Genomic DNA, 26,218 nt, shown 5'->3' on the forward strand with positions numbered 1-26,218 from the left:
CCGACGCGGTGGCGCGTCAGCGGGTGCCCGTCGTCGAGGGTGTAGTGGGGCGTGCCGGGTGCCTCGTCGGGCGCGGGGGTGGGCTGCGTGGACAGGGCGGCGGGGCGGGGCAGGGGGGCGGGGTGGGCAGCCAGTAGGACTGCCGGTCGAAGGGGTAGGGCACCAGTGGGACCCGGCGGGGCGGGGTGCCCTGGGGCCACTGTGCGGCCCAGTCGGCGGCGGTGAGGGTGCGGCCGTCGAGCCAGTCGCGCAGCCGGGGGTCGGCGGGCCGGGGTCGGTGGCCGTCGGTGGCGAAGCGGTGGGCCTGTTCGGCGAGTTGGGTCAGGTCGGTGACGCTGAAGGCGGCCCGGTGGGCGAGGTGGCGGCGGCCGCTCTGCAGGGTCCAGGCCAGGGCGTCGAGCGGGGGTGCGTCGTCGCGGGCGGCCAGGCGTGCGATGCCTTCGGCGAGACGGGCCAGGGCGGTGGGGGTGGCGGCCGACAGCGGCACCACCCGCGGGACGGCGCCCCGGTCGGGGGCCGGGGCGGGGCGGGTGGCCGGCGGTGCTTCCTCCAGGACGACGTGGGCGTTGCTGCCGCCGAACCCGAACGCGCTGACCGCCGCCCGCCGTGGTGCCCGGCCGGGTTCGGCGGGCCAGGGCACCGCGTGCTCGGCGACGGCGAGCGGGGTGTCCTCGAGGGCGATGTGCGGGTTGAGGCGGGTGAAGCCGGGGGTGGCGGGGATGAGCCGGTGGCGCAGCACCTGGACGGCCTTGACGAGTCCGGCGAGTCCCGAAGCGCCTTCGAGGTGGCCGATGTTGGCCTTGGCCGAGCCGACCCACAGACGGCCGCCGGGTCCGGCGGCCTGCCGGGGCATGCCCTGCGGGTCGTGGTCCAGCACCTCGCGTACGGCGTCGAGTTCGATGGGGTCGCCCAGCGGGGTGCCGGTGCCGTGTGCCTCGAGGAAGCCGAGGTCGGCGGCGTCGAGACCGGCCCTTTGGAGCGCGCCGCGGATCAGGGCGCTCTGGGCCTTGGGGCTGGGGGCGGTCAGCGAGGCGGCCCGCCCGCCGTGGTTGACGGCGCCGGCGCGGACGACGGCCAGGACCGGGTCGCCGTCGGCGACGGCGCGGCGCAGCGATTTCAGCACGACCCAGCCGGCGCCCTCTCCCCGGACGAAGCCGTCGGCGCCCTGGTCGAAGACTTTGCTGGTGCCCTGCGGGGAGAGCATGCCGGCGGTGCGGTAGGCGCGGGCGTTGAAGCCGTTGCTGATCAGGTTCGCGGCGCCGGCCAGGGCGATCTCGCAGGTGCCGGCGCGGATCGCGGCCTCGGCGAGGCTGAGGGCGGTCAGGGCGCCCGAGCAGGCGGTGTCGAGGGTGATGCTGGGGCCGGTGAAGTCGTAGAGGTGGGAGACGCGGTTGGCGAGGAAGGCGGGGAAGGTGCCGGTGGTGGCGTAGCCGTCGGCGGCCGCGTCGTGCTGGACCAGCTGTTCGCGGTAGTCGTAGCTGCAGGCGGCGGCGTAGACGCCGACGCCGGTCCCGGCGAGGGTGTCGGGGCTGAGGCCGGCGTGTTCGAGGGCGTGCCAGCTCAGTTCGAGCAGGGCCCGCTGCTGGGGGTCCATGGAGGCGGCCTGGCGTGGTGTCATGTCGAAGAACGCGGCGTCGAAGAGGTCGGTCCCCTCCAGCAGTGCGGCCCGCAGCCCTTCGGGCACCGCTCCGGCGAGGCGGCCGGGCGGCACGTCGTCGATCCGGCACTCGCCGGCGGCGAGCAGCGACCAGAAGGCGTCGACGTCGTCGGCGCCGGGCACGCGTACGGCCATCCCGATGACGGCGACATCGTCCCCGCCCGCCGGCCCGTCCGCCTTGTCCGCCGGCCTGTCCACCGCGGCGGCGTCCGTCCGAGCGTGGACCACCGCGGCCGGGGCGTTCACCACGGCGGCCGGTACGCCGGCCGGGGCCGGGTCCGGTACGGGGGCGGGTGCGGCGTCCGGGGCGGGGGCGGGTGCGGCGTCCGGGGCGGGGGCGGGTGCGGTGGGGGCCGGGAGTGCGGTGGCCAGGTCGCGCAGGGTGGGGTGGCGCCAGACGGCGGTGGCGGGCAGGTCGGTGCCGAAGGCGGTGCGTATGTCGCGGACCAGGCGCAGGGCGCGCGCGGAGTCCAGGCCCTGTTCGCCCAGGGGCCGTTCGGCGTCGACGGGGTGTCCGAGGATGTCGGAGGCGAGGGCGGTGAGCCGGTCGGTCACCTCCGCCCGGTCGGGTGCCGGCCGTGGCGCGGCGGCGGGGGCGTCCGGCAGTTGCGCGGGGCCGGCGGCCCGGCGGATCGCGTCGTGCAGGGCGTCGAGGTAGGCGGCCGCGTCGCTTCCGTTGAGCACGGTGTGGTCGAAGGCGAGGACCATGCGACGCACGGGGGTGGTGCCGGTGTCCTCGACGGCGCCGAGGAACAAGGTGGCCACGGCGGGCGGTACGACGACCGGCACGGCAAGGGTGGCGCCCGTCCCGCCGAGGTGGGACAGGATCAGGGTGACGCGCGAGTCGGCGCGGGAGGCGCCGGTGAGGGCGTCCTCGACGGCCTGCGCGTAGCGCGCGTCGAACGTGGCGGCGTCCAGGGTGTCGGCGCCGCGCACCACGGCGGTGGTGAGGTCGCCGTCGTCGGTGGCGCAGGCGATGCCGAGGTCGACGTGGTCGTGGACGCGCAGCCGTCTTTCGTCCAGGCGGCGTGAGCGCAGGGCCGGGGCGGCTGCCGCGGTGTGCGCGGCGAGGTGGGCGAAGGCCTGGAAGACGGTGGCGAACCCGGTGCCCTGGTGCGCGCGCCGGGCCCGTTCCAGGACGTCCTCGGCGACGACGCCGGCCACGGCGGCGGGGACCACCGCATCGAGCGAGGCCCGCAGCGCCCGGTTCAACTCGCGCTGGCGTGGCGACTGTTCGACGTCCACGAATCCGTCCGCGGCCGGGCCTGCGGCCGCAGCCACGGTCTCCTGCGCATCCGCCGAGGACGCGGTGTCCGGGGCGGGCGGGGTGTCCGGGGCGGCCGGTCCCGGGGCGTCCCCCGCGTCCACCGCGTCCACCGGGGTCTCGGCGGGCGCATCCGCCGAGGCGGTGTCCGGGGCGGGGGCGGGCGGGGTGGGGTGTGCCGGCGCCGGGGCGGTCGCGGCGAGGTGGCGTTCGAGGTCGGCGGGCATGAGGCTGGTGCCGGCGGCGGGGATGGAGGGCAGGGTGGCCTCGTCGATGCCCAGGCGGCGGGCGTGGGCGCGGGTGCGGGGAGGTATGCGGCGGGTGCCGGCGGGCCGGGGGCGGCCGGGGACGCCGTGCACGGACGCTCCCGCGGCGGGCACGGCCGCCGGTCCCGGTGCGGCGGTCGTGTCCGCTCCCGATGCGGGTGCGGGGGTGGGCTGCGCCGCGGGTGCGGGGGTGATGCGGGCGACGGGGGCGCCGATCGCGACGGTGTCGCCTTCGGTGACGAGCCAGGTCTCGAGGGTGCCGGCGGTCGGGGACTCGATCTCGACGGCTGCCTTGTCGTGTTCCATCTCGTAGACGACCTCGTCCTTGGCGACCGTGTCGCCGGGCTGCTTGAGGAGCCGGACGATGCGCACCTCGACGATCCCCTCGCCCAGGCGCGGGACGGACAGCACGGACTGGCTGGTCATCTGCTTTTCCTTCGTCATGCCTCAGGCGAGAGTGGATCGGACGGCCGCGATCACGTCGTGCGCGGTGGGCAGGACCGCGCGTTCGAGGTCGGGGTGGAAGGGGACGTGCACGTCGTCGCGGGTCACCAGGCGCGGCGGGGCGAGCAGGGAGTAGAAGTCGTCGTCGGCGCAGAGCAGTTCGCTGATCAGGCCGGCGCCGAAGCTGCTGGTGCGGTTGTCCTCCTGGACGACGACGAGGCGTCCGGTGCTGCGCAGGGAGTCGGCGACGGCGGCGCGGTCGAGGGGGACGAGCCAGCGCAGGTCCAGGACGTCGGCGGTGATGCCGTCGGCGGCGAGGGTGTCGGCGGCCTCGGTGGCCAGTTCGGTGCCGTTGCCCCAGGTGGCGATGGTGACGTCGGTGCCGGTGCGCAGGGTGCGGGCGCCGTGGGCGGGGGCGGGGCGGGCGGCGGGTTCGTGGCGGCGGCGCATGAGGTGTTTGGGCAGCAGGATCAGGGTGGGGTCGTCGGCGGTGAAGGATTCGAGGAAGGCGGCCTCGGTGTCCTCGGGGGTGGAGGGGACGACGACGCGTAGTCCGGGCAGGTGGGTGAAGAGGCTCTCGTTGCTCTGGCTGTGCCAGATGCCGCCGCCGGGCAGGTAGCCGCCCCAGGGGGCGTAGATGACGACGGGGCACTGCCAGGCGGAGGCGGTGCGCCAGCGCAGGGTGGTCAGCTGGGCGGCGATCTGGTTCCAGGCGGGTCCGGCGAAGTCGACGAACTGCAGTTCCACGACGGGCCGCATGCCGGCGGCGGCCAGTCCGACGGCGGCGCCGATGATGGTGGCCTCCGCGAGGGGGGCGTTGGTCATGCGGGGGCCGGCGGCGGGGCCGAGTCCTTTGGTGAAGCCGAACACGCCGCCCTTGGGGTCGTCGATGTCCTCGCCGAACAGGACGAGTTCGCGGTGGCGGGCCAGTCCGGTGGCCAGTGCCCGGTTGACGGCGGCGACCATGGTCCCGCCGCACGGCGCGACGCTCACCTCCTGCCCCGCACCCGCGCCGGTGGTGGCGGGGCGGGGGGCGTAGAGGTGGTCGGTGAGGCGCTCGGGGTCGGCGGTGGGTTCGGTGGCGACGCGGTCGTAGATGTCCTCGATGTCGCGGGCGAGGCGGGTGCGGATGTCCTCGAGCCGGCCGTCCTCGAGGGCGCCTTCCGCCGTGAGGCGGGCGGCGAAGAGGTCGATGGGGTCGCGCAGGGCGGCGAGGTCGGCGGCGCTGCGGTAGACGCGGTGGTCGTCGGAGGAGGTGTGGGACTCCAGCCGGTCCAGGCGGCACCACAGGACGGTGGGGCCTTCGCCGGCGCGGGCGGCGGCCAGGGCGGCGGCGGAGGCGGTGTGGACGGCGTCGGGGTCGGCGCCGTCGACGACGGTGGTGCGGGCGGGCGGCAGCAGGCCGAGCGCATGGGGCGACATGGTGTCGGTGGGGGTGGAGATGCCGTAGCCGTTGTCGGCGACGAGGAAGACGACGGGCAGCGTCCGTTCGACGGCGAAGGCGAGTGCTTCGAAGAATTCGCCCTGCCGGGTGGAGGCGTCGCCGATGGAGCAGACGACGGCCTGGGCGGTGCCCCTGAGCCGGGCGGCCCAGGCGGCGCCGACGGCGGGGAGGCACTGGCTTCCGGTGGGGCTGGCGACGGAGAACACGTTGCCGGGGCGGTGGCCGAAATGGGCGCTCATATTACGGCCGGCGGAGTGGGACTTCTCCTTGGCCATGAGGTCGCGGGCCTGTGCTTCCGGGTCCATTCCGCGGGCCAGCATCAAGGCCCGGTCGCGGTAGTGGGGGAATATCAGGTCGTCGGGTTCCAGCAGTTCGCACAGGGCGGCGAGTGCCTCGTGGCCGGCGGAGGAAATGTGGAACCATGCCTCGCCCTGGCGCAGCACGATGCCCGATCTGCGGTCGCATTCCCGGGAGAGCAGCATCAGTTCGAGAAATGCGGTCCTCCGCTGTGCGGGTATGCCGGAAGTCCCGTTTTCCTTCGTCGGGTTCGTCACGGACGAATCCTGCCGGTCGGGCCGCGGTGGAAACATCGCCCCCAGGGGCCAATAAGGCGGTGGTGACATGCGGGGGGCGGAGGGTGATTCACCGTCTGCGGCTAGGGAGAAAGGATGAGGTGTCCCTCGCAGGAGCCAGGGCTCGGGGGCGGGGCGCATGTCCGGCGCCCGGTCAGTCGACCGCGGCGGCGGTCCGGCGCCCGGCGGGCCGGGTGGCGGGCGGGGCAGGGACGGCGGGGGGTGCGGGGGTGTCCGGGCCGACGGCCAGCAGGGAGCGCTGGAGCCGGCCGAGCTGGGCGGAGGGTTCCAGGCCCAGTTCGGTGACGAGGGTGGTGCGCAGGCGCTGGTAGACGCTCAAGGCCTCGCCGCGGCGTCCGGAGCGGTGCAGGGCGAGCATGAACTGGCCGTGCAGGCTCTCGTGGAGGCGGTGGCGGCCGACCAGGACGGTCAGTTCGGCGAGCAGTTCGCGGTGGCGGCCCAGGCGCAGGTCGGCCTCGATGCGCTGGTCCAGCGCGCACAGGCGGGCCTCTTCCAGGCGCTTGGCCTCCAGGGTGAGGCGGGCTCCGGCGGGTACGTCGGCCAGTGCGGAGCCGGTCCACAGGGACAGGGCGTCGCGCAGTCGTTTCGCGGCGGCGGGGTAGTCGCCGGCGTCCATGGCCCGGTAGCCGGCGCCGGCCCGGCGTTCGAACTCGCAGAAGTCCAGGGTGCCGCCGCCCACGTCCAGGCGGTAGCCGCCGGGGCCGGTGGCCAGGACGTCCTTGGCGGTGCGGCCGGTGGCGCCGTGGCCGAGGGCGCGGGTGATCAGTTCGCGCAGCTGGAGGATGTAGGTCTGCACGGTGGTGCGGGCGCTGCGCGGCGGTGTGTGGCCCCACAGTTCCTCGCTGAGGGCGGACATCGGCACCACCTGGCCCGCGTTGAGCGCCAGCAGGGCGAGGACCTGACGTGGTTTGGGTGCGGTGGGTGTGACGGTGATGTTGTTCTCGCGCGCCGACAGCGCGCCGAGTATGTCGATGTCCATGGCGTTTCGTCTTCCCCCTGGGCCGTGGCGTGGCCGGGACCGGTGTCGCGGTCTCCGGTGCGGCGGGGACCCGGGGGCTCGTTCCGGGTCCGCCACCCCGCCATTAAAAAAACGGCACGGTCGGTTTGTCAATGGCGTAAGGTCGCTGTCGACAGGCCGGCCGTGCCGTGACGCCCGGTCAGGCGGGTGGTGCCAAGGTGTGGTTGCGCACGGCGGTCAGACAGCCGTCGTTGCAGGTGGGACGGGAGGAGGCATGGCCCCAGCGGCCGGTGGCACGGAACAGGGCAGGCACGGAGGACAGTTGGTAGGAGCCGTGCTCGAGGAGCAGGACACCGCCGGGGGCCAGCAGCCGGGCGGCGGTGCGTTCCATCGCGCGGATCATGCCGAGGCCCTCCTCGCCGGCCCACAGGGCCAGTGGGGGGTCGTGCTCGAGGACTTCGGGGGCGGAGGTACGCAGCCCGATGGGGATGTAGGGCGGGTTGGTGACGACGAGGTCGACGGTGCCGGTCAGTTCGGGGAAGGCGTCGCGGGCGTCGCCCTGCACGATGCGGGCGCCGGTGCCGCGGGCGTTGCGGCGGGCGGCGCGGGCGGCGGCCTGGGAGAGTTCGATGCCGTGGACGCGGGCGGCCGGTACGTGGCGGGCCAGGGTGACGGCCATGGTGCCCGGTCCGGCGCACAGGTCGACGACCAGCGGTGCGGGGGTGCCGCGGCGGACGAGGGCCTCGAGGCGGGCGATGGCGTCCCGGGTGATCTCCTCCGTCTCGGGTTTGGGGACGAAGACGCCGGGGGCCAGGTCGAAGCGGTGGCCCATGAAGTAGGCGTGGCCGACGATGCGTTCGGCGGGTTCGCGGGTCAGGCGGCGCCGGACGTAGTGCCAGAACCGGGGCGGCACGGGGCCGGCGAGGCAGCTGTCCAGGTCACCGGGGGCCACCTGGCAGGCGTGGGCGGCCAGCAGCCGGGTGTCGGCACGGGCGGCGTCGGCGGCGATCCCGGCGCCGGTCAGCCGGCCGGTGGCCTCGTCCAGCGCCTCGGCGAGGGTGCAGGCGGCGGCGTTCACGACACGGCCCCGTGCGCCGGGGCGGACGCGTGGGCGGAGGCGTGGGCGGAGGCGTGGGCGGAGGTGCCGCCGGAGGCGTGGGCGGAGGCGTGGGCGGGGGTGCCGCCGGAGGCGATCCACTCGTCCTCGAGGCGGCAGGTCTCGGTGATGATCGTGTCGTACAGGGTGCGCAGGAAGGCGGGGTCGATGCCGTGGTCGGCGGCGTAGCGGGCGGCGTTGGCGTGGACCTGGGCGATCCGGTGGGGCTGCATCATCGGCACCTGGTGGAGGCGCTTGTACTCGCCGATGCGCAGGCAGATGTCCAGGCGTGTGCGGATCGCGTCGAGCAGGGCGGCGTCCGCGGCGTCCAGGCGGGCGCGCAGCGCGGTGAGGGTGTCGGTGCCGGTGGCGGTGGCGGTGGCGGGCGGGGCGGCGGGGATGGCGGGCGGGGTCATGGGTTTCCTCCGTACCGGGGGGATCGGGTGAGCGGATGAGGGGTGGTTCGGTGTTCGAGCGGTGTGTGGTGGTGGGCGGGGCCGGTGCGGTGGGCCGGATGTTCAGCCACTGGCTGGTGCGTTCGGGGGTGGCGGTGACCTGGCTGGACCTGGACGCGGCCGGTGCCGGTGCCGGTGGGGTGGACGGGGTGCGGGTGGTGGCCGGTGATGTGCGGCGGCCGGGGCCGGAGGCGGTCGCGGTGCTGGCGGCGGCGGACGTGGTGGTGCTGGCGGTGCCGGAGCCGGTGGCGTGGGAGGCGGTGGAGGTGCTGGCGCCGGTGATGCGGCCCGGTGCGGTGCTCGCGGACACCTTGTCGGTCAAGAGCCGGATCGCCGGGCGGCTGCGTCGGGCGGCGCCGGGTCTGCAGGCGGTGGGGCTGAACCCGATGTTCGCGCCCTCGCTGGGACTTCAGGGGCGGCCGGTGGCGGCGGCGGTGGTCACCGACGGGCCCGGGGTGCGTGCCCTGGTGGAGCTGGTGGCCCAGTGGGGGGCGCGGGTGGTGGAGATGCCCGCGGAGCAGCACGATGCGCTGACCGCGGTGCAGCAGGCCGCCACTCATGCCGCGGTCCTGGCCTTCGGGCTGGGTCTGGGTGAGCTGTCGGCGGACGTGGGGGCGCTGCGTGACAGTGCCCCGCCGCCGCATCTGGCGATGCTGGCGCTGCTGGCCCGGATCGCCGGCGGGACCCCGGAGGTGTATTTCGACATCCAGGCCGCGAACCCCGGCGCGCCGGCCGCGCGGCAGGCGCTGGGCCGCGGCCTGGTGCGGCTGGGGCAGGCCGTCGAGGCGGGCGACGAGGAGACGTTCGAGGCCCTGTTCGCCGAACTGCGCGGGGTGCTGGGCGAGCACGGTGCGCCGCTGGAGGAGTTGTGCGCGCGGATGTTCACCGCGCTGCGCTGAACCGCACCCGCTGCCGCACACCGCCACCCGGCTCCCCCGGCCCGCTGCCCGGCCGGTCCCCCGGCCCGCTGCCCGGCGTGCCGTCGGGCCCGCTGCCCGGCCCGCCGCCGTGGTGCGGGGCGGTGAGCGGCGGGGCGGTGGGCCGGGGGCGGGGCGGGGCCGGGGGTGGGTCACCGCAGGCTGCCGGCCAGCAGTTCGCGGTCGGGGGCGGTGGCGGCGTGTGCGTGTGCCTGGCGCAGGGCGGCGAGGGTGGTCTGCGCCTTGAGGAGCATCTCGCGGACCTCGTCGTCGGGGTCGGACAGGGCGACGACGGCGCCGCCGACGCCGATGGTGGCGGCCTCCTCGGTGGCGACGATGGTGCGGATGACGATGCTGAGGTCGGCCGCGCCGCTGAGGGCGAAGTAGCCCAGCGCGCCCGAGTACACGCCGCGCGGGCCTTTTTCGAGCCGGTCGATGAACTGCATGGTGCGGACCTTGGGTGCGCCGGTCATCGATCCGCCGGGGAAGGCGGCCCGTACCGCGTGGGGGCGCGAGACGTCCGGTGCCAGCCGGCCGCGGACCGTGCTGACGAGCTGGTGGACGGTGGCGTAGGTCTCCACCTCGAACAGGCCCGGTACGTGGACGGAGCCGATGTCGCAGACCTGGCCGAGGTCGTTGCGGACCAGGTCGACGATCATCAGGTTCTCGCTGCGGTCCTTCTCGGCCGCGGCCAGGGCGGCCTTGACGGCGGCGTCCTGGGCGGGGCCGGCGCCGCGGGGGCGGGTGCCTTTGATGGGTTTGGACTCCGCCCAGCCGTCGGCGTCGATGCGCAGAAACCGTTCGGGTGAGGAGCTGAGCACGGTGGCGCCGGGGAACTGCAGGTAGGCGGCGTAGGGGGCGGGGCTTGCGGTGCGCAGGGCGCGGTAGGCGGTGAGCGGGTCGATCCGGCCGGGCACCCGGAGCATGTTCGTCAGGCACACCTCGTAGGTTTCGCCGTCGGTGATGAGGCGGCGGCATTCCTCGACCAGTTCCCGGTAGCGGGGCAGGCTGTGGCGGTAGTGGACGTCCAGGGTGGGCAGTTGGTGTTCGGGCAGCAGGGTGAAGGGCGGGCTGGGGGCGGTGGCGGCGAGGGTGCGGGCGGCGTCGGTGAGCCAGCGTTCGGCGGCGGGCGCGGTCGCGGGGCGGCGGGTGCTGCTGAGCGCCAGGAGCCAGGCGCGGCCCTGTTCGTGGTCCAGGGCGAGCATCCGGTCGGCGAACATGAACGCGCCGTCGGGCAGTTCGCCGCGGTGGGCGTCCTCGCCGCCGCTGTCGGCCTTGGTCTCGTAGCCGAGGTAGCCGACGTAGCCGAGGTTGAACTCGAAGGGCAGGCCGGCGGCGGGCAGGGCGCGGGCGGCCAGTTCGTGTTCCATGTGCTCGAAGAGGGTGCCGGGCCGGCGGCTCTCGCCTCCGGAGCCGTCCTTGACGCGTACGGCCTGTTCGGCGACGTCGTAGGTGATCTGTTCGCCGAGCGGGCCGGCGGGGGCGCCGAGGAAGGTGAAGCGGGACAGGCCCGGCTCGACGCGGCTGCTGTCGAGCCAGAACCGGGCCGGGGCGTCGGCGAACAGGGCTGCGAACGCGGCGTCCGCGTCGGGGACGTGGGCGACCTCGCGCACATGCAGCCGGTACTCCCCCACGCCCGATCCCGCCCGCGCCTGCGGTACGGGCGCGGGTGTGGGGGTGGGGGGGATGCGTTCGGTGTGCGGGGGCCGGTGGCCGGCGGCGCGCAGGGACAGGTCGCGGAAGTTGGCGAGCATCCGGTGGCCGTGTTCGCTGCTGATCGACTCGGGGTGGAACTGCACGCCGAAGCGGGGCCGGTGGCGGTGGGCGACGGCCATCAGCTGCCCGTCCGGGGTGTGGGCGGTGGCGCGCAGGTCGGCGGGCAGGTGCCGCACGGTCAGCGAGTGGTAGCGGACCACGGTCAGCGGGGAGGGGATGTTCGCGAACAGGCCCTGCCCGTCGTGGCGGATGTCGCTGGTCCTGCCGTGCACCGGTTCGGGTGCGTGGACGACGGCGGCGCCGGCGAGCAGGCACAGGGCCTGGTGGCCCAGGCACACGCCGAGCAGCGGCAGGTCCCATTCGGTGATCACCCGGCGGCTGAGGCCGAGGTCGGTGTCGGTGGCGGGGTGGCCGGGGCCGGGTGAGACGACGACGTTGTCGAAGTCGCCCGGCGCCAGGGCCTGCCAGGTGCGGGTGTCGTCGTTGCGGACGACGAGCGGAGCGGCGCCGTTCACCTCGGCCAGCATCTGGAAGAGGTTGTAGGTGAACGAGTCGTAGTTGTCGATCAGCAGGGTTCGCACGGTGCGCACCAGGTGGCCCCCTTATCTGTGTCAGCCGCGCCGTACGGTCAGCGGCAGGTTCTTGACGCCGAACAGTCCGTCGCGGTGGTAGCGCAGGGTTGCGCCGTCGGTGGGCGTGAAGTCGGGGAAGCGGTCGAAGAGGGCTTCCAGGGCGATGCGGCCCTCCAGGCGGGCGAGCGGGGCGCCCAGGCAGTAGTGGATGCCGTGGCCGAAGGCGATCTGGCGGCCGTCGCGGGCGAGGTCGAGGCGCTGGGGGTCGGTGAAGACCTGTTCGTCGTGGTTGGCGGACAGCAGGGAGGGCACGACCATCCGTCCGGCGGGGATCTTCACGCCGGCGAGGGTGGTGTCGCGGGTGGTGACGCGGGCCATGACGGTGATCGGCGGCCGCAGCCGCAGTACTTCTTCGATCACGGCGGGGATCAGGGTCCGGTCGGCGCGGGCGGCGGCCTCGATGTCGGGGTGGTCCTTCAGGCACAGCACGGTGTTGCCCAGCAGCATGGAGGTGGAGACGTGGCCGGCCATCAGCAGCAGCGCGCCGAACTCGACGATCTGCCGGTCGGTGAGTTGTTCGCCCTCCACGCGGGCGGCGACGAGGGCGGAGATCAGGTCGCTGCCGGGGCGGGCGCGGCGGTCGGTGACGTGGCCCTGGAGGTAGGCGTGCATGTCCCGCATGGGTTCTTTGACGAGGCGTTCGTAGTCCTCGCCCGCGTCGTCGCCGAACTGCATGTCCGCCGGGTCGGCGACCTGCATCTGCAGCATCCGCTCGGACCAGGAGCTGAACAGGGTGCGGTCGGAGGGCGGCACGCCGAGCAGTTCGGCGATCACGATCACGGGCAGCGGATAGGCGAAGTCGGTGATCAGGTCGAACGTGTCGCCCTCGACGGCGTCCAGCAGGTGTGTGGCCAGTTCGGTGACGCGCGGTTCGAGGTCGGCGACGGTGCGGGGGGTGAAGGCCTGGCTGACCAGGCGGCGCAGGGTGCGGTGCATCGGCGGGTCGATGACCGACAGGATCTGTTCACTCAACGCCTGCGAGCCGGGCCGCAGCCGGCTGAGCTGGGAGGAGTACAGGCTCGGGTCGGAGGCGACGGCGAGGACGTCCTGGTGCCGGAAGACGTGGAAGGCGCCGTACTCGTCCTCGTGGACGGGATGGTGGTGGCGCATGTCGCGCAGCCAGGCGAGCAGTTCACGGCCGCCGTCGTCGGTGGTGGTGGGCCGGGGGGTGGGGGCATCGTCTCTCCTCGCGAGGGCGTCGTCGGTGCCCCGGCCCGGCCGGGCATGGGGGCCGGCGGGAGGAAGGGCCGGGCCGGCCGGGCGGGGGTCTTCACACAAAAATGAGGGGGTTGGTCAGCGGGCGGGGGCGGCCAGAGGCTGGAGGGCGTAGGGGTCCAGGGCGTCGCCGGGGTGGTGTTCGATGCCCACCCGCAGCCCCAGGTCCCGTTCGGCGGCGGCCTCGAGGAACACTTCCATCGCCAGGGCGTCCTCGAAGGCGAAGCCGGTCGAGTCGAAGACGCTCAGCGTGTCCTGCCGTCCGGCGGCGGCCGCCGGGTCGGCGCACAGCTGCGCCAGTTGCGGGCCGAGCCGGTCGGCGTGAAGACGCTGGCACTCGCCCTCGCGCAGCGCCTGCTCGGGGTGGTCGGCGGTGACGAACGCCCGCTCGAGCAGGCCGAGCGGCAGTTCCGTCTTGCCGACGAGGTCGGCGCCGACGGCGTTGATGTGCAGGTGCTCGCGGACCTGCGTGTCGGGCAGGACCGGTCCCTGGCCGACAGCCACCGAGGTGGCGGTGGTGATGACGTCGGCCTCGGCGGCGATCCGGCCGGGCTCGGCGATCTCGACGGCGACGCCGGTGAACGCCGCCCGCCGGGCGAAGCTTTCCCGGTGCGCCGCGTCGGTGTCCCACACCAGGGCCCGCTGCAGGGGCAGGACCAAGGACAGGGCGTGCAGTTGGGTGACGGCCTGGGCGCCGGTGCCGATCAGGCCCAGGGTGCGGCTGTCGGGGCGGGCCAGCAGGCGGGAGGCGACGGCGGAGGCGGCGCCGGTGCGCAGGGCGGTGAGCAGCACGCCGTCCATCAGGGCGGTCAGTGCGCCGGTGGTGTCGTCGTAGCGGGCGACGGTGCCCAGGATGGTCGGCAGGCCGAAGCGGGCGGGGTTGGCGGGGCTGTAGCCGACGGTCTTGAGGGTGATGTGGTCGCCGGGTTCGCGGTGCGGCATCCATTCCCAGATGCCGGGCACCGGTTCGCTGCGTTCCAGTCCGCCGCGCAGCGGGGACAGGTGCCGCTCGCCGCGGCCGATCTCGGCCAGTCCGCCGGCGAGGCGGTCGATGATGCGGCGCATCAGTTCGTCGCGGCCGACGGCGGCCACCACCTCGGCGACGTCGCGCCGGCCCAGGACCCAGGTCTCCATCGGGTGCTCCCCTTGATTCTCGCTCGTGCGTGCGTGGTTGTGGTCCGCCGGTCGCCGGCCCGTTGTCCGGGCGGCCCGTGTGCCGGGCCCCGTGGGCGGCATCCTGTCCGGCCCGGCTGACGCCGCCCTGATCGGCTCCTGACGGAGCGGCGGTGCGCGGGAGTGGCGCATCAGCGGCGTGTCAACGCCGCTGCGGACACTGGGCGCGACGCGAGGACGAAGCCGGAAAGGACCAACGATGCTGGACGGATGCGTTCCCTGGCCCGAGGATGTGGCCGCCAAGTACCGGGCGGCCGGCTACTGGCGGGGCGAGCCGCTGGGGGTGCTGCTGGGCCGCTGGGCCGAGCAGCACGGCGAGCGGGAGGCGCTGGTCTCGGCGGACGGCCGCTCGCGTGTCACCTACCGTGCCCTTGACCGGTGGTGCGACCGGCTGGCGGCGGGGTTCGCGGCGCGCGGGATCGGCGCCGGTGAGCGGGTGCTGGTGCAGCTGCCCAACACGCCGGAGTTCGTCGCGGTGTGCTTCGCGCTGTTCCGTCTGGGCGCGCTGCCGGTCTTCGCGCTGCCCGCGCACCGCGCCAGCGAGGTCGGGCACCTGCTCGACCTGTCCGGCGCCGTCGCCCACATCGTGCCGGGCCAGGGCGGCGGCTACGACCATGTCGCAGCGGCCGCCGAGGCCCGTGCCCGCCATCCGCGCCTGGCGCAGGTGTTCGTGGCCGGCGAGGCGCCCGCGGTGCTGCCCGAGGGGTTCACCGCGCTGACCGACGTGGACGGCGATGCGGTGCCGCTGCCCGAGGTGGACGCCGGTGACGTGGCGTTCTTCCTGCTGTCCGGGGGGACGACCGCGCTGCCGAAGCTGATCCCGCGCACCCACGACGACTACGCCTACCAGTGCCGGATCACGGCCGACATCTGCCACCTGGACGCGGACAGCGTCTATCTGGCGGTGCTGCCGGCCGAGTTCAACTTCCCCTTCGGCTGCCCGGGCATCGTGGGCACCCTGCACGCCGGCGGGCGGGTGGTGTTCGCGCTCTCCCCGCAGCCCGAGGAGTGCTTCGCGCTGATCGAACGCGAACACGTCACCGTCACCTCCGTCATCCCCACGATCGTGCACCTGTGGCTGGCGGCCGCCGCCGAGGACCACGGCCGCGACCTGAGCAGCCTGGATCTGCTGCAGGTCGGCAGCGCCAAGCTCCACGAGGAGCTCGCCGCCCGCATCGGCCCCGAACTGGGCGTGCGGCTGCAGCAGGTGTTCGGCATGGCCGAGGGGCTGCTGACCTTCACCCGCGACGACGACCCGGCGGACGTGGTGCTGCGCACCCAGGGCCGGCCGGTGTCCCCCGCCGACGAGATACGCGTCGCCGACCAGGACGGCCGGCCCGTGCCCCCCGGCGAGACCGGTGAACTGCTCACCCGCGGCCCCTACACCCTGCGCGGCTACTACCGTGCCCCCGAACACAACGCCCGCGCCTTCACCGACGACGGGTTCTACCGCAGCGGCGACCTGGTGCGGCTGACACCCGACGGGCACCTGGTGGTGGAGGGCAGGATCAAGGACGTCGTCATCCGCGGCGGCGACAAGGTCTCCGCGACCGAGGTCGAGGGCCACCTGAGCGCCCACCCCGACGTCCAGCAGGCCGCCGTCGTCGCCATGCCGGACCCGGTGTGGGGCGAGAAGGTCTGCGCCTACATCGTGCCCGCGCCCGGCCGCACCGCGCCGCCGACGGCCGCGCTGCGCCGGCTGCTGCGCGCGAGGGGACTGGCCGACTACAAACTCCCCGACCGGGTGGAGGTCGTCGACGCGTTCCCGCTGACCGGCCTCAACAAGGTCGACAAGAAGGCCTTGGCCGCCGACATCGCCGCCAGGACCGCCGCCACCCGCAGCACCACCGGCGACGCGGTGTCCGACAGCGGCACGTCCGACAGCGGCGGTGCCGTCGGCGGCGTGTCCGGCAGCGGCGGTGGTAGCGCCGTCGGCGGCGTGTCCGGCGGGCGGGGGAGGCGGCGTGAACGGGCCGGGACCCCAGGGCGGCTACCGGGTGCCGTTCGCGCGGCGCGGCTCGGTGGTGGGCGAGGCGGACCTGGCGGCGCTGGGCGAACTGGTCCGCTCCGGCCGGTCGCTGACGTCGGGCGTGTGGCGGGAGAGGTTCGAGGAACAGTTCGCCCGCCTGACCGGCGCCCGGCACGCCCTCAGCGTCACCAGCGGCACCGTCGCACTGGAACTGGCGGTACGGATGCTGGACCTCGCGCCGGGCGACGAGGTGATCGCCACCCCCCAGACGTTCCAGGCGACCGTGCAGCCGCTGCTCGACCACGACGTGCGGGTGCGGTTCTGCGACATCGACCCCGACACCCTCAACCTCGACCCGGCGGTACTGGAGACACTGATCACGGACCGCACCCGGGCGATCATGCTCGTCCACTACGGCGGCAACCCGGCCGACATGGACCGCATCATGGCCCTGGCCCGCCGGCGCGGCATCATCGTCGTCGAGGACAGCGCCCACGCCCTGGGCGCCGTGTACCGGGGGCGCAGGCCGGGGGCGCTGGCGGACATCGGCTGCTTCAGTTTCCACTCCACGAAGAACATCACCACCCTCGGTGAGGGCGGCATGATCACCCTGGCGCGTGACGAGTGGGCGCAGCGGGTGGGACGGATCCGCGACAACGAGGCCGACGGCGTGTACGCGGCGCTGCCGGACACCTCTCGGGCGGACGCCCCGGCGCTGCTGCCGTGGATGAAGTTCGCGGACAGTGTGTACCGTCACCGGGCCGTCGGGATCCGCGGGGCGGGCACGAACGCGACCATGTCGGAGGCGGCCGCGGCGGTGGGCGTGGTCCAACTGGCGTCGCTGGAGCGGTTCGTGGCCCGGCGCCGGCAGATCGCGCAGCGCTTGGACGAGGCCATCGCCCCGGTCGCCGGGACCCGGCTGCACCGGGCGGCGTCCGACAGTCTGCACGCCTACCACCTGTACACGTTCTTCCTCACCGGCGGACGCCAGGTACGCGAGCGGTTCGTGCGCGCCCTGGACCGGCTGGGTGTCGAGGTCCAGCTGCGGTACTTCCCCCTCCACCTGTCGCCCGAGTGGCGGCTGCGCGGCCACGGCCCGGGCGAGTGCCCGACGGCCGAACGCATCTGGTTCGAGGAGCACATGAACCTGCCGTGCCATCCCGGCCTCAGTGACGCGCAGGTCGACCACATGGTCGAGGCGGTCACCCGCGCCCTGCACGAGGCCCACGGCACGGCGGCCCGGGTGGCGGCCGGGCACCTGTGACATGACCGGACGGTTGTCGTTGACAAGAAAAGAGGCGGGCGTATGCCGTTCATCGACGTGAAGATCTACGACCGGCGGCTCGACGAGGAGTCGGAACGTGCCCTGATCGAGCGTCTGACCCAGGCCACGGTCGACGTGTTCGGCGAGGACATCCGCGAACAGACCTGGATCACTTTGACCCCGGTCCCGCCACACCGCTGGGGCCTGGGCGGTGTACCGGGCCGGTGACCGGGGCGCCGGCCGCGTTCGGGCACCGGCGCCTCTCCCCGGCCACCGGCCTTTACGTAACGGCCGGCCTCTTTCCGCGGCCACCGGCCTTCGCGTAACGGCCGTCGCCGTGGTGTGCTCCGCCGGTCGTTGCGCACCGTCGGCGCCGCTGTGCTCCCCGCCGGGCCTTGCGTCCCGGCCGGCTGCTTGCCCTGCCCGGGCGCCGTTTGTCCGTCCCGGCCGGCGCCTTTGCGCACCGGCCCCCTCGGGGCTTTGCGCACCAAGGGCCGGCGTCTTTGGGACCACCGCCGTCTTCCGCGCCGGCGCCGCTTGCGCACCGGCCCCGGTGCTCGCCGTGCCGGCCGGTGCTTGCCGTCCCCGTCGGCGGCTTGTGCACCGGCCGTGCCTTTCCGCTCGCGCCGGGCCTTGCGTAGCGGCCGGGGCCTTCCCTACCGCCTCGGTGCCCTGTACGCGTTCGGCGGTTTCTGCGGCCTTCCCTACCGCCTCGGTGCTACGCGTTCGGCGGTTTCTGTACCGGCCGGCGCTTGCCCTGCCGGCCGGCGCCTTGCGCACCGGCCCCCGGGGGCTTGTGCAAAGGCCGGGGGTTTCCGGTACCAGCGCCGTCCTCCGCCGCCCGGTGGGGCTTTCCTGTACGCGTTCGGCGGTTCTGTACCGGCCGGCGCCTGCCGTGTGGGCGGCCCTTCGCCGCTCCTTTCGGCACTGTTCTCGGTGCCGAGGGGGCGGTCGGGGTGCGGGTGTTGTCCGGGTGGGTGCTGCCGGCGGCGACGGCCCCGCCCGGGGTCCTGGGGGACCTGGGGGCGGGGCCGTCGGGGTGTGCAGTGCCTTGCGGCGGGGCGGGTCGGTCAGACGGTGGTGGTGGGTTCGGGGGCGGGTGTGTGGGGCCGGGGTGCGGCCTTGCGGTCGGCGCGGTGCAGGAGCATGGCGGCGAGCAGGCCGCCGGTGAAGACGGCGGCGGCGCCGATGAGCTGGCTGGTGTTCACCGCGTCGGCGAACGCGTCGTGGACCTGCTGGGTCTGCCGGGGTGTGGTGGCGCCGCCCAAGGCCTCGTCGAGGGAGCCGGTGCCGGTGATGGCGGCGGGCAGTTGGGAGGCGAAGCGGGAGCCGAGGACGGCGCCGAGGATCGCCACGCCCAGTCCGCCGCCGAATTCGGTCAGGGTGCCCTGCACGCCCGCTCCGGCGCCGGCTTTGGCGGGCGGGATGGAGGACATGACGGCGGTGGCCATCGCGGGCATCGCCAGCGCGATGCCGGCGCCCATCAGGAGCAGGCCGGCGAGCATGCCGCCGTAGCCGGCGTCGGGGCCCGATCCGCCGACGGCGACCGCGCTGAGGCCGGCGGCCAGCAGCGTCATGCCCAGGGCGATGCTGCGGGCGGTCCCGAGCGCGGCGAGGAGTTTCGCGCCGACACCGGCGAGGTTGAGAGCGACGATCGTCAGGGCCAGCGGCGCGGTGCGCAGGCCGGCCTGCAGGGCGTCGTAGCCGAGGACGAGTTGGAGGTGCTGGGTGAGCAGGAACAGTGAGCCGGCCATGCCGAAGGCGACGAGCAGCCCGCCGGCGACGGCGCCGTTGAAGCGCCGGTCGGTGAAGAAGCCCATGTCGAGCATGGGGTGGGTGGTGTGCAGTTCCCAGCGGACGAACGCGGTGAGCGCGGCCGCGCCGACGGCGGCCGGCAGGAGGACCTGCGGGGCCGTCCAGCCGTGTTCGGGGCCGGAGATGATCGCGTAGACGACGCCGACCATGCCCAGGGTGGACAGCACCGCGCCGAGCAGGTCGGGGCGCCGTCCCTGCGGGTTCTTCGTCTCGGGCACCAGGCGGGCGACGGCCAGCAGGCCCAGCAGCGCCACGGGCAGGTTGATCAGGAAGATCGAGCCCCACCAGAAGTGGTCGAGCAGGGCGCCGCCGAGCAGCGGGCCGGCCGCGAAGCCCAGCGAACTGGCCGCTCCCCACAGGCCGATCGCGCGGGGGCGTTCGTCGTCGTCGAAGACCTGCATGATGACGGCGAGGGTGGTGGTCGCCAGCAGCGCGCCGCCCACTCCCATGCCGGCCCGGGCGGCGATGAGCTGGGCGGAGTCCTGGGCGAAGGCCGCCCACGCCGACCCGGCGCCGAACAGCACCAGTCCGAGCATCAGCAGCCGCTTGCGGCCGTAGCGGTCGGCGAGGCTGCCCGCGGTGAGCAGCAGCCCGGACTGCACCAGCGCATAGGCGTTGATCATCCATTGGATGTCGGCGGTGCTGGCGCCCAGGTCGGTGGTCAGGACCGGGATGGCGACGTTGAGGACGGTGTTGTCGAGCAGGACGACGAGTTGGGCCAGGCAGATCACGCCGAGGATGACCCAGCGCCTGGGGTCACGGTCGGCCGCGGGCGCGGGCCGGGTGCTGTGCAAGGGATGTCTCCAGGGGGTAGGGGCCCGCTGGTCGTGGGACCGTGAAGTCCGCACGGGCCCGGAGCGGTTGTTCTCTTCGTTGGGTGCCGGGGCCCTCGGCCCCCGCACCCTCCCCATGGCCCGTCAGGCCCGTCAGGGCCGTGGGGCAGGGGGTCCCCGTCACTGCGGGAGGCTTACCGGCCCCGACCGGCCGACGACCGGGCAGATCCCGGGGGTTGCCGGGCACGGCCAAGGGGTCACCGGCCGCAGTTCGGCGATGGCCGGCCACGGCCCCGGGGTCGCCGTTCACGGTCGGTCGATCGCCGGGCACGACCCGGCAGTTGCCGGCCCGGGCCGGCCGACTGCCGTCCTGGGGCGGCCGGTTGCCGGCCCGGGGCGGCCGACTGCCGTCCTGGGGCGGGGCGGTGCCGGTCACTGCGGCGGGTTGCCGTGCTTGCGGGACGGCAGGTCGGCGTGCTTGGTGCGGAGCATCGCGAGGGACCGGATGAGGACCTCGCGTGTTTCCGCCGGGTCGATGACGTCGTCGACCAGGCCGCGTTCGGCCGCGTAATAGGGGTGCATCAGCTCGGCCTTGTACTCCTTGACCATGCGCGCCCGCATCGCCTCGGGGTCCTCGGCGTCGGCGATCTGCCGACGGAAGATCACATTCGCCGCACCCTCCGCACCCATCACCGCGATCTCGTTGGTGGGCCAGGCGTAGGTCAGATCGGCGCCGATGGACTGCGAATCCATCACGATGTACGCACCGCCGTACGCCTTCCGCAGGATCAGCGAGATCCGCGGGACGGTCGCGTTGCAGTACGCGTACAGCAGTTTCGCGCCGTGGCGGATGATGCCGCCGTGCTCCTGGTCCACACCCGGCAGGAACCCGGGCACGTCCAGCAGCGTGACGATCGGGATGTTGAACGCGTCGCACATCTGCACGAAGCGGGCGGCCTTCTCGGACGCCTCGATGTCCAGCACCCCGGCCAGCGACTGCGGCTGGTTCGCGACGATGCCGACCACCTGCCCGTCCAGCCGGGCCAGCGCGCAGATGATGTTGCGGGCCCACCGCTCGTGGACCTCGAGGAAGTCACCGTCGTCGACGAGCTCCTCGATCACCTGACGCATGTCGTAGGGGCGGTTACCGTCCGCCGGCACCAGATCCAGCAACACCTCGGAGCGGCGGTCGGCCGGGTCGCCGGCGGCGGCGGTGGGCGGGTTCTCCCGGTTGTTCGACGGCAGCATCGACAGCAGGTAGCGGACCTCCGCGATGCACGTCTCCTCGTCGTCGTAGGCGAAGTGCGCCACACCCGAGGTTTCCGCGTGCACATCCGCGCCACCCAGACCGTTCTGGGTGATCTCCTCACCCGTGACCGCCTTCACCACGTCCGGCCCGGTGATGAACATCTGCGACGTCTCACGGACCATGAACACGAAATCGGTCAGCGCGGGACTGTAGGCCGCGCCACCCGCACACGGGCCCAGCATCACCGAGATCTGCGGAATCACCCCCGACGCACGCGTGTTGCGCTGGAAGATCCCGCCGTAACCGGCAAGAGCGCTGACACCCTCCTGGATCCGGGCCCCCGCACCGTCGTTCAACGACACCAGCGGCGCACCCGCCGCGATCGCCATGTCCATGATCTTGTGGATCTTCGTGGCATGCGCCTCACCCAGCGCACCACCGAAGATCCGGAAATCATGCGCGTAGACGAACACCGTCCGGCCCTCGACCGTCCCCAACCGGTGATCACACCATCGGTGTACGGCTTCTTCGCCTCCAGACCGAAACCGGACGCACGATGCCGGCGCAGCTGCTCCACCTCACGGAACGAGCCCTCGTCCAACAGCAGAGCGATCCGCTCACGAGCCGTCAGCTTGCCCTTCGCATGCTGCGCCTCGGTCGCCCTCTCACTCGGCCCCCGCACAGCCTGCCCGTGCAACGCCTGCAGCTCGGCAACCCGGCCGCGGGCGTCGGTCGGCCCCGCGTCGGCGGGGATGTCCTTCAGCATCACCACGACTCCTCGTCCCTTCTCTTCGACCGGGGCGGCCGGCGTGCCACCCCCACACCATAACAAACCGCTTGTGCGGTTTTTGGTGTGTGGGGGTGGGAGTGGCCGGTCCTCGCCCGTGAACCTGTGTGCGGGCGGCTGGTCACCGCCAGCTGTGCGGGGCGCGGAAGGCGCCGGCGGGCTGCCGGCGCCAGTACGCGCGGGTGTGTGTCGTGTCCGGTTCCTGCGGGGTGCGGCGGGTGGCGAGCAGGGAGAACAGCGTCGCGGTGACGGCGGCGAGTTCCTCGGTGCTGGCCACGCCGCGCTCGACGCGCAGGAGGGCTGCGCTGTCGTCGTCGGCCGGTGTCATGTCGTCCCCATTCCTTCGGCGGTGGCGGCTGCGGTGACGGCCCGGACCCCGCCCGCATCCCGCCCGCATCCCGGTCGGGGTGCGGGCGGGGTGCGGCGGGGTGCGGGCGAAGTACGGGAGAGGTACGGGTGGGGCACCGGGTAGGCCCGGGTAGGGCCGGCCGGAGCCCCGGTGGGGGGTCTGGGCCTGGGTGGCCCCGGTAAGGGCCCTGGCCAAGGAGCCCGGTAAAAGGACCCGGGGTGGGGGCCTGGGTTGTTGCCTGGTGTGGCCTGGTGGGCCTGACCAGGGCCGGGGTGGACCGAGCGGTTCGGGCTCGGAGTGGGTCCGGCCGGTGGGGGCGACGCGGTCCGGCTTCCGGCCGGGCGGGCTCGGGCTCGACCCGGGCGGGCGGGGCACCGGCCTCGCCGCCCGGCCCTGGGCGGTGAGCCGGGCGGCCGGGCGGGCGCAGGGGGGTGGGGTCAGCCGGTCTTGCGTCGGTGGAAGGTGCGGCGGCCGGCCGGGCCGGCGTTGCGGGCCTTGACGCGGCTCTCTTCCTGGGCCGCCTTGGCCAGCGCGTTGTGTTCCTTGCGCTCCAGCGCCTGCCGGAACCGGCGCTTGGCCTCCTGGGCGGCCTCGTTGCGCTCGGGTGTATCGGTCATGGATGCCTCCTGGGCTGGTCGACGGCGGCGCGAGCGGCCCGCTCCCGGGGGTGGGCGAGGAGAGGGAAATGCCCCCGCCCGGCCGGGCGGCCGGTGCGCCCAGCCCACCGCGCCCCGCTCGAGAACGGGTCGACGTTCGCTCGTGACCCCGCCGGGGGACGACCCGCACCTCACCCGACAACCGCCCCGTCCCGCCCGCACCTCGTCTCCTTGCCCCTCTCCCCCTTCGCCGCGGTGCGTCCTTCGGCGGCGGCTGGGCTACGCCGGTTCCCGGCGGCGGGAAACGCAGCCGGCCCGTCTTCGTACCGGGCGGGGTGCGCACCGGTACGAAGACGGGCCAGGGCTGGGCGGGGTCAGGCGGCGTGGGCGGGGCGGGTGTGGGGGGCGGGGGGTGGGTGCGGTAGCGGGGGGTGTGGCCGGATGGGACGAGGGCGGGCAGCAGGGGCTGCCACAGGGCGTGGACGCGGTGGGCGAGTTCGGTGGGGGTCAGGCCGGTGCCGGCCAGGACGCCGATGCCGCAGACGGCGGCGGTCAGCAGGCTCTGGCCGCCTTCGCCGGCGGCGTCCTCGCGCAGGTCGCCGGCGGCGCCGGCCTGTCCGAGCAGCCGCAGGACCTCGGTGATCCATGTCTGGTGGAAGTCGGTGGCTGCGGGGTGGCGGCCGGCGCGTTCGTTGGTGATGCGCAGTCCGGCGCGTACGACGGGGTCCTGGTACAGGGCGTCGGCCAGCCAGTGGGTGAGGTCGATCAGGGACTGCAGGGGCGCGGCGCCGGCTTCCCACTGCTGTTGGAGGAAGTCGCACAGCAGTTGCCGGCCGCGTTCCTGGACGGCGTCGGCGAGGCCTTCCTTGGAGGCGAAGTGGAAGTACAGCGCGCCTTTGGTCATGCCGGCGGCGCCGGCGATCTGGCCGAGTGTGGCACTGGCGTAGCCGTACCGGTCGAACATCTGGGCGCCCGCGAGGACCAGCCTGCGGCGGGTGCGTTCCGATCTGGCCTGCATCCCGGTTCCCCTCTCTTCCCTTCACCTGCCCGGCCCTCTTATTCGGCCGGCCCCTTTTTGGTGCGCCGTGACCGGCCCGCCCCGGGCGCCGCCCTCCGGCGGCTCCTGGGTGTTCGTGCCGGTCCCGGTCCCGTGTGCTGTCTGTCCTGTCCGTGCACCGGTCTCCGCGCCTCCCTGGGCCCGGCTCTGCCGTACGCGGCGCCGGCCCTGCCTGTATCCGGTCGGCCCTGGCGTCTCCGGTCGGCCCTGGCGTACTCCCGGGCCCCCGAATACCGGCGTACGTGGCGCGTACGTGATCCGGCCCTTTTCCGTACGCGGGGCGTACTTCGTGGCGGCCTTTCCGTGCTCGGCCGGCCCGGGGGCCGGGCCGGCCTGGCGGTGCACCGCCCTGCCCGCTCTGCCCGCGCTTCCCCGGCCCGGGGCCGAGCCGACTGCCGGGCCGGATGCGGGCTGCGGGTACGGGCTTGGCGCGGGGTTGGACGGCCGCCGGGCTGGGGCCGGGGTTCGTCAGCCGGCCCGGCTGAGTCGCTCGCCGGTGCGGGGGGCGGGCTCGAGCTGCGGTTCGGGGTGGGCCATCAGGATGGAGCGCTGCAGGCGGCGCAGGGCGGCGGAGGGTTCCAGGCCCAGCTCGCGTACGAGGGCGGCGCGCAGCCGCTGGTAGACCTCCAGTGCCTCGCTGCGGCGGCCCGAGCGGTGCAGGGCGAGCATGAACTGGCCGTGCAGGTTCTCGTGGGTGCGGTAGCGGCTGACCAGGACGGTCAGTTCGCCCAGCAGCTCGCGGTGGCGGCCCAGGCGCAGGTCGGCCTCGATGCGCTGGTCCAGTGCGCACAGCCGGGTCTCCTCCAGCCGCCGTGCGTGCATCTCCAGCAGGAAGCCGGTCTGCACCCCGGCCAGCGCGGAACCGGTCCACAGTGCCAGTGCCTCGCGCAGCTGGCGGGCGGCGCCGGCGAAGTCCCCGGCGTCCATCGCCCGGTATCCCTGCCCGGCCAGCAGTTCGAACTCGCGCACGTCGCTGGTGCCGCCGGAGGTGTTCAGCAGATAGCCGCCCGGTGAGGTCACCAGCACGTCCTTGGCGCTGCGCCGCCCGTCCCCCGCCGCGTCCTGCCCGCTCCCCTCCCGGGGAGCGGCCCGGCGCCGTAGGGGGTGCCGGGTGCGGTGTCGTGGGCGGTGCGGGGCGCGGTGTCGTGGACCAGCGCGGCCGAGATCAGCTCGCGCAGTTGCAGGACGTAGGTCTGCAGCGTGGTGCGGGCGCTGCGCGGCGGCCGCTGCCCCCACAGTTCCTCGGTGAGCGAGGCCACCGGCACCACCCGGTCGGCATGCAGCGCCAGCAGAGCCAGCACCTGGCGCGGTTTGGGCGCCGTCGGGGTCACCGAGACCCCGTTCTCTCTGACGGCCAGCTCCCCCAGCACATCGATGTCCACGCCGTCTCCCCTGTGTCGAAATCGCGCACGCCTTCACCGCAGCGCGCCGGCCGCAGCTCACGGCCCGCCGCGTAGCAGCCGGACACCACCGAGTAAAAAACAGGACGGACGGTTTGTCAATACGAGACCGCTCGTGCTGTTTCTGTGGCGTGCGGGACACCACCCCGACCCGAACAGCTCAGAGAGATCGGGTGATAACGGGACAGTGCGGGCGGCGGGTGGAGGGTGGGGGGCGGCTGAACGCGAGGGAAACAGGGCGGGTGGTCTGCTATGGGGGTGCCTATGGGGTGGTGGTGTCGCGCGGGCCGGCGGGGACGATGGGCCGGCCGGGGGCGAGGCGGGGCAGCATCAGTTCCCAGAAGCCGGTGATCTTGGGCGCGGACAGCCATTCGCGGTCGGCCGCGCCCAGGACCTCGAAGCCGACGGTGGCCGCGACGACGGCGGGGGCGGCGCCGTGCGAGGACAGCCCCTCGGCCAGGTGGCCCTCCCGCTCGGCGTCGTGCAGCATCCGCTCGACCCAGCCCCGCCACACCCCGCGCAGGTCCGGGCCGCCGGTGCGGGAGAGGTCCGCGCTCAGATCGAACCCGGCCCGCACCACCACGTCCTCGGCCAGCGCGCCCATCAGCGCGTGGGTGGCGTCCACCAGCGCCTGCAGCGCCCCGCCCGGCAGCTCCGGACGCGGCGAGGTGATCCGCCCCAGCCGCTCGGCCGCCTCCTGCTCCACCGCCCGCGCCAGCGCGTTCTTGTTCTCGAAATGGAAGTGCAGCGCCCCGTTGCTCACCCCGGCCCGGGCACTGATCATGGCCAGCGAAGCGGGCGCGAACCCCTCCCGCGCGAACACTTCGGCCGCGGCACGCACCAGCGCCTGCCGCGTGCGGGCCGCACGCTCCTGCTTGACCATCGCAGCGATCCCCTCACTGACGGACGGCGGACCGCACACACGCCCCGCCCTGTGCCCACCCCGCACGGCGGACGACCCGGGCACCGGGCGGCATGCGCCATGCCCCGCTCCCCCACCGGCCGCGGGACGACATCCAAAGATTAACAAACCGCTTAAGCGGTTTGTAAGTGGGGGAGGTGATTCCGCTGCACCCACCCCACGTCGGGGGCCCGCGCCGGGACGGGCCCGGAGCGGCCGAGGCCGCCC

General features: G+C 74.2%; 15 protein-coding genes and 4 pseudogenes. 4 read left to right on the plus strand and 15 right to left on the minus strand.

Annotated features, from left to right (window positions below):
* Positions 1-16 precede the first annotated feature (16 nt).
* From GLX30_RS34575 to GLX30_RS35770, 5 genes are all read right to left on the minus strand, one after another.
* Positions 17-3,613 (minus strand): beta-ketoacyl synthase N-terminal-like domain-containing protein, encoded by a 3,597-nt coding sequence (locus GLX30_RS34575; RefSeq protein ID WP_159682402.1) that lies wholly within the window; start codon positions 3,611-3,613, stop codon positions 17-19.
* Positions 3,614-3,634: 21 nt separating this feature from the next.
* Positions 3,635-5,629, minus strand: coding sequence for an alpha-ketoacid dehydrogenase subunit alpha/beta (locus GLX30_RS01025; RefSeq protein WP_159682404.1), 1,995 nt, complete (start codon positions 5,627-5,629; stop codon positions 3,635-3,637).
* 172 nt (positions 5,630-5,801) lie between these two features.
* Positions 5,802-6,647 carry an AfsR/SARP family transcriptional regulator gene (locus GLX30_RS01030; RefSeq protein WP_159682406.1) on the minus strand — a complete coding sequence of 282 codons (846 nt, stop codon included), beginning with the start codon at positions 6,645-6,647 and terminating at the stop codon, positions 5,802-5,804.
* Positions 6,648-6,825: 178 nt separating this feature from the next.
* Complete coding sequence (locus GLX30_RS01035) at positions 6,826-7,704, minus strand: HemK/PrmC family methyltransferase (protein WP_159682407.1); 879 nt, start codon at positions 7,702-7,704, stop codon at positions 6,826-6,828.
* On the minus strand, positions 7,701-8,138 hold the full coding sequence (locus GLX30_RS35770) for a chorismate mutase family protein (protein WP_159682409.1): 438 nt from the start codon (positions 8,136-8,138) through the stop codon (positions 7,701-7,703). The genes GLX30_RS01035 and GLX30_RS35770 overlap by 4 nt, the downstream gene beginning before the upstream one ends.
* Before the next feature lie 50 nt (positions 8,139-8,188).
* On the opposite strand from GLX30_RS35770, the gene GLX30_RS01045 reads away from it, so the two are divergent.
* The gene (locus GLX30_RS01045; protein ID WP_208545336.1) at positions 8,189-9,076 is read left to right on the plus strand and encodes a prephenate dehydrogenase/arogenate dehydrogenase family protein; all 888 of its coding nucleotides are present in this window, start codon (positions 8,189-8,191) and stop codon (positions 9,074-9,076) included.
* 170 nt (positions 9,077-9,246) lie between these two features.
* On the opposite strand, the gene pabB is transcribed toward GLX30_RS01045, so the two are convergent.
* From pabB to GLX30_RS01060, 3 genes are read right to left on the minus strand one after another with little or no spacing between them, the layout of a single operon-like run.
* Positions 9,247-11,400 (minus strand): aminodeoxychorismate synthase component I, encoded by a 2,154-nt coding sequence (pabB, locus tag GLX30_RS01050; protein ID WP_159682412.1) that lies wholly within the window; start codon positions 11,398-11,400, stop codon positions 9,247-9,249.
* A gap of 21 nt (positions 11,401-11,421) precedes the next feature.
* Positions 11,422-12,720: a cytochrome P450 gene (locus tag GLX30_RS01055; RefSeq protein ID WP_244257936.1), complete on the minus strand. Its 1,299-nt coding sequence runs from the start codon at positions 12,718-12,720 to the stop codon at positions 11,422-11,424.
* Between the two features lie 15 nt (positions 12,721-12,735).
* Complete coding sequence (locus GLX30_RS01060; protein ID WP_244257937.1) at positions 12,736-13,791, minus strand: ornithine cyclodeaminase family protein; 1,056 nt, start codon at positions 13,789-13,791, stop codon at positions 12,736-12,738.
* Positions 13,792-14,029: 238 nt separating this feature from the next.
* Between GLX30_RS01060 and GLX30_RS01065 the strand changes: the two are divergent.
* From GLX30_RS01065 to GLX30_RS01075, 3 genes and pseudogenes are all read left to right on the plus strand, one after another.
* Positions 14,030-15,664, plus strand: a pseudogene (locus GLX30_RS01065) (AMP-binding protein); the annotation flags it as partial.
* A gap of 256 nt (positions 15,665-15,920) precedes the next feature.
* Positions 15,921-17,063, plus strand: a complete 1,143-nt coding sequence (locus tag GLX30_RS01070) for a DegT/DnrJ/EryC1/StrS family aminotransferase (protein ID WP_347879676.1) — start codon at positions 15,921-15,923, stop codon at positions 17,061-17,063.
* A 42-nt stretch (positions 17,064-17,105) separates the two neighbouring features.
* A complete protein-coding gene (locus tag GLX30_RS01075; RefSeq protein ID WP_159682415.1) occupies positions 17,106-17,291 on the plus strand; it encodes a 4-oxalocrotonate tautomerase family protein in 186 nt (61 codons plus the stop codon).
* 842 nt (positions 17,292-18,133) lie between these two features.
* Here the strand turns inward: GLX30_RS01075 and GLX30_RS01080 are convergent.
* From GLX30_RS01080 to GLX30_RS01115, 7 genes and pseudogenes are all read right to left on the minus strand, one after another.
* Complete coding sequence (locus tag GLX30_RS01080) at positions 18,134-19,672, minus strand: MFS transporter (protein ID WP_244257938.1); 1,539 nt, start codon at positions 19,670-19,672, stop codon at positions 18,134-18,136.
* Between the two features lie 411 nt (positions 19,673-20,083).
* A pseudogene (locus GLX30_RS01085) lies at positions 20,084-21,666 on the minus strand (acyl-CoA carboxylase subunit beta).
* Positions 21,667-21,808: 142 nt separating this feature from the next.
* A complete protein-coding gene (locus GLX30_RS01090) occupies positions 21,809-22,015 on the minus strand; it encodes an acyl-CoA carboxylase subunit epsilon (protein WP_244258405.1) in 207 nt (68 codons plus the stop codon).
* A 458-nt stretch (positions 22,016-22,473) separates the two neighbouring features.
* Entirely contained in the window at positions 22,474-22,653 is a 180-nt protein-coding gene (locus GLX30_RS01095) for a DUF5302 family protein (protein ID WP_159682419.1), read from the minus strand.
* Between the two features lie 436 nt (positions 22,654-23,089).
* A pseudogene (locus GLX30_RS35775) lies at positions 23,090-23,650 on the minus strand (ScbR family autoregulator-binding transcription factor); the annotation flags it as partial.
* A gap of 507 nt (positions 23,651-24,157) precedes the next feature.
* A pseudogene (locus GLX30_RS34835) lies at positions 24,158-25,071 on the minus strand (AfsR/SARP family transcriptional regulator).
* Positions 25,072-25,351: 280 nt separating this feature from the next.
* Entirely contained in the window at positions 25,352-25,972 is a 621-nt protein-coding gene (locus tag GLX30_RS01115; protein ID WP_159682420.1) for a ScbR family autoregulator-binding transcription factor, read from the minus strand.
* Positions 25,973-26,218 lie beyond the last annotated feature (246 nt).

Source organism: Streptomyces sp. Tu 2975 (genome assembly GCF_009832925.1).
GTDB lineage: Bacteria > Actinomycetota > Actinomycetes > Streptomycetales > Streptomycetaceae > Streptomyces.

Excerpts from the sequence above, each read along its gene's own strand:
- GLX30_RS34575 (WP_159682402.1), bottom strand. The coding sequence starts at position 3,613 with ATGACCAGCCAGTCCGTGCTGTCCGTCCCGCGCCTGGGCGAGGGGATC.
- GLX30_RS01030 (WP_159682406.1), bottom strand. The coding sequence starts at position 6,647 with ATGGACATCGACATACTCGGCGCGCTGTCGGCGCGCGAGAACAACATC.
- GLX30_RS35770 (WP_159682409.1), bottom strand. The coding sequence starts at position 8,138 with ATGACCCCGCCCGCCATCCCCGCCGCCCCGCCCGCCACCGCCACCGCC.
- GLX30_RS01060 (WP_244257937.1), bottom strand. The coding sequence starts at position 13,791 with ATGGAGACCTGGGTCCTGGGCCGGCGCGACGTCGCCGAGGTGGTGGCC.
- GLX30_RS01075 (WP_159682415.1), top strand. The coding sequence starts at position 17,106 with ATGCCGTTCATCGACGTGAAGATCTACGACCGGCGGCTCGACGAGGAG.
- GLX30_RS01090 (WP_244258405.1), bottom strand. The coding sequence starts at position 22,015 with ATGACACCGGCCGACGACGACAGCGCAGCCCTCCTGCGCGTCGAGCGC.
- GLX30_RS01095 (WP_159682419.1), bottom strand. The coding sequence starts at position 22,653 with ATGACCGATACACCCGAGCGCAACGAGGCCGCCCAGGAGGCCAAGCGC.
- GLX30_RS01115 (WP_159682420.1), bottom strand. The coding sequence starts at position 25,972 with ATGGTCAAGCAGGAGCGTGCGGCCCGCACGCGGCAGGCGCTGGTGCGT.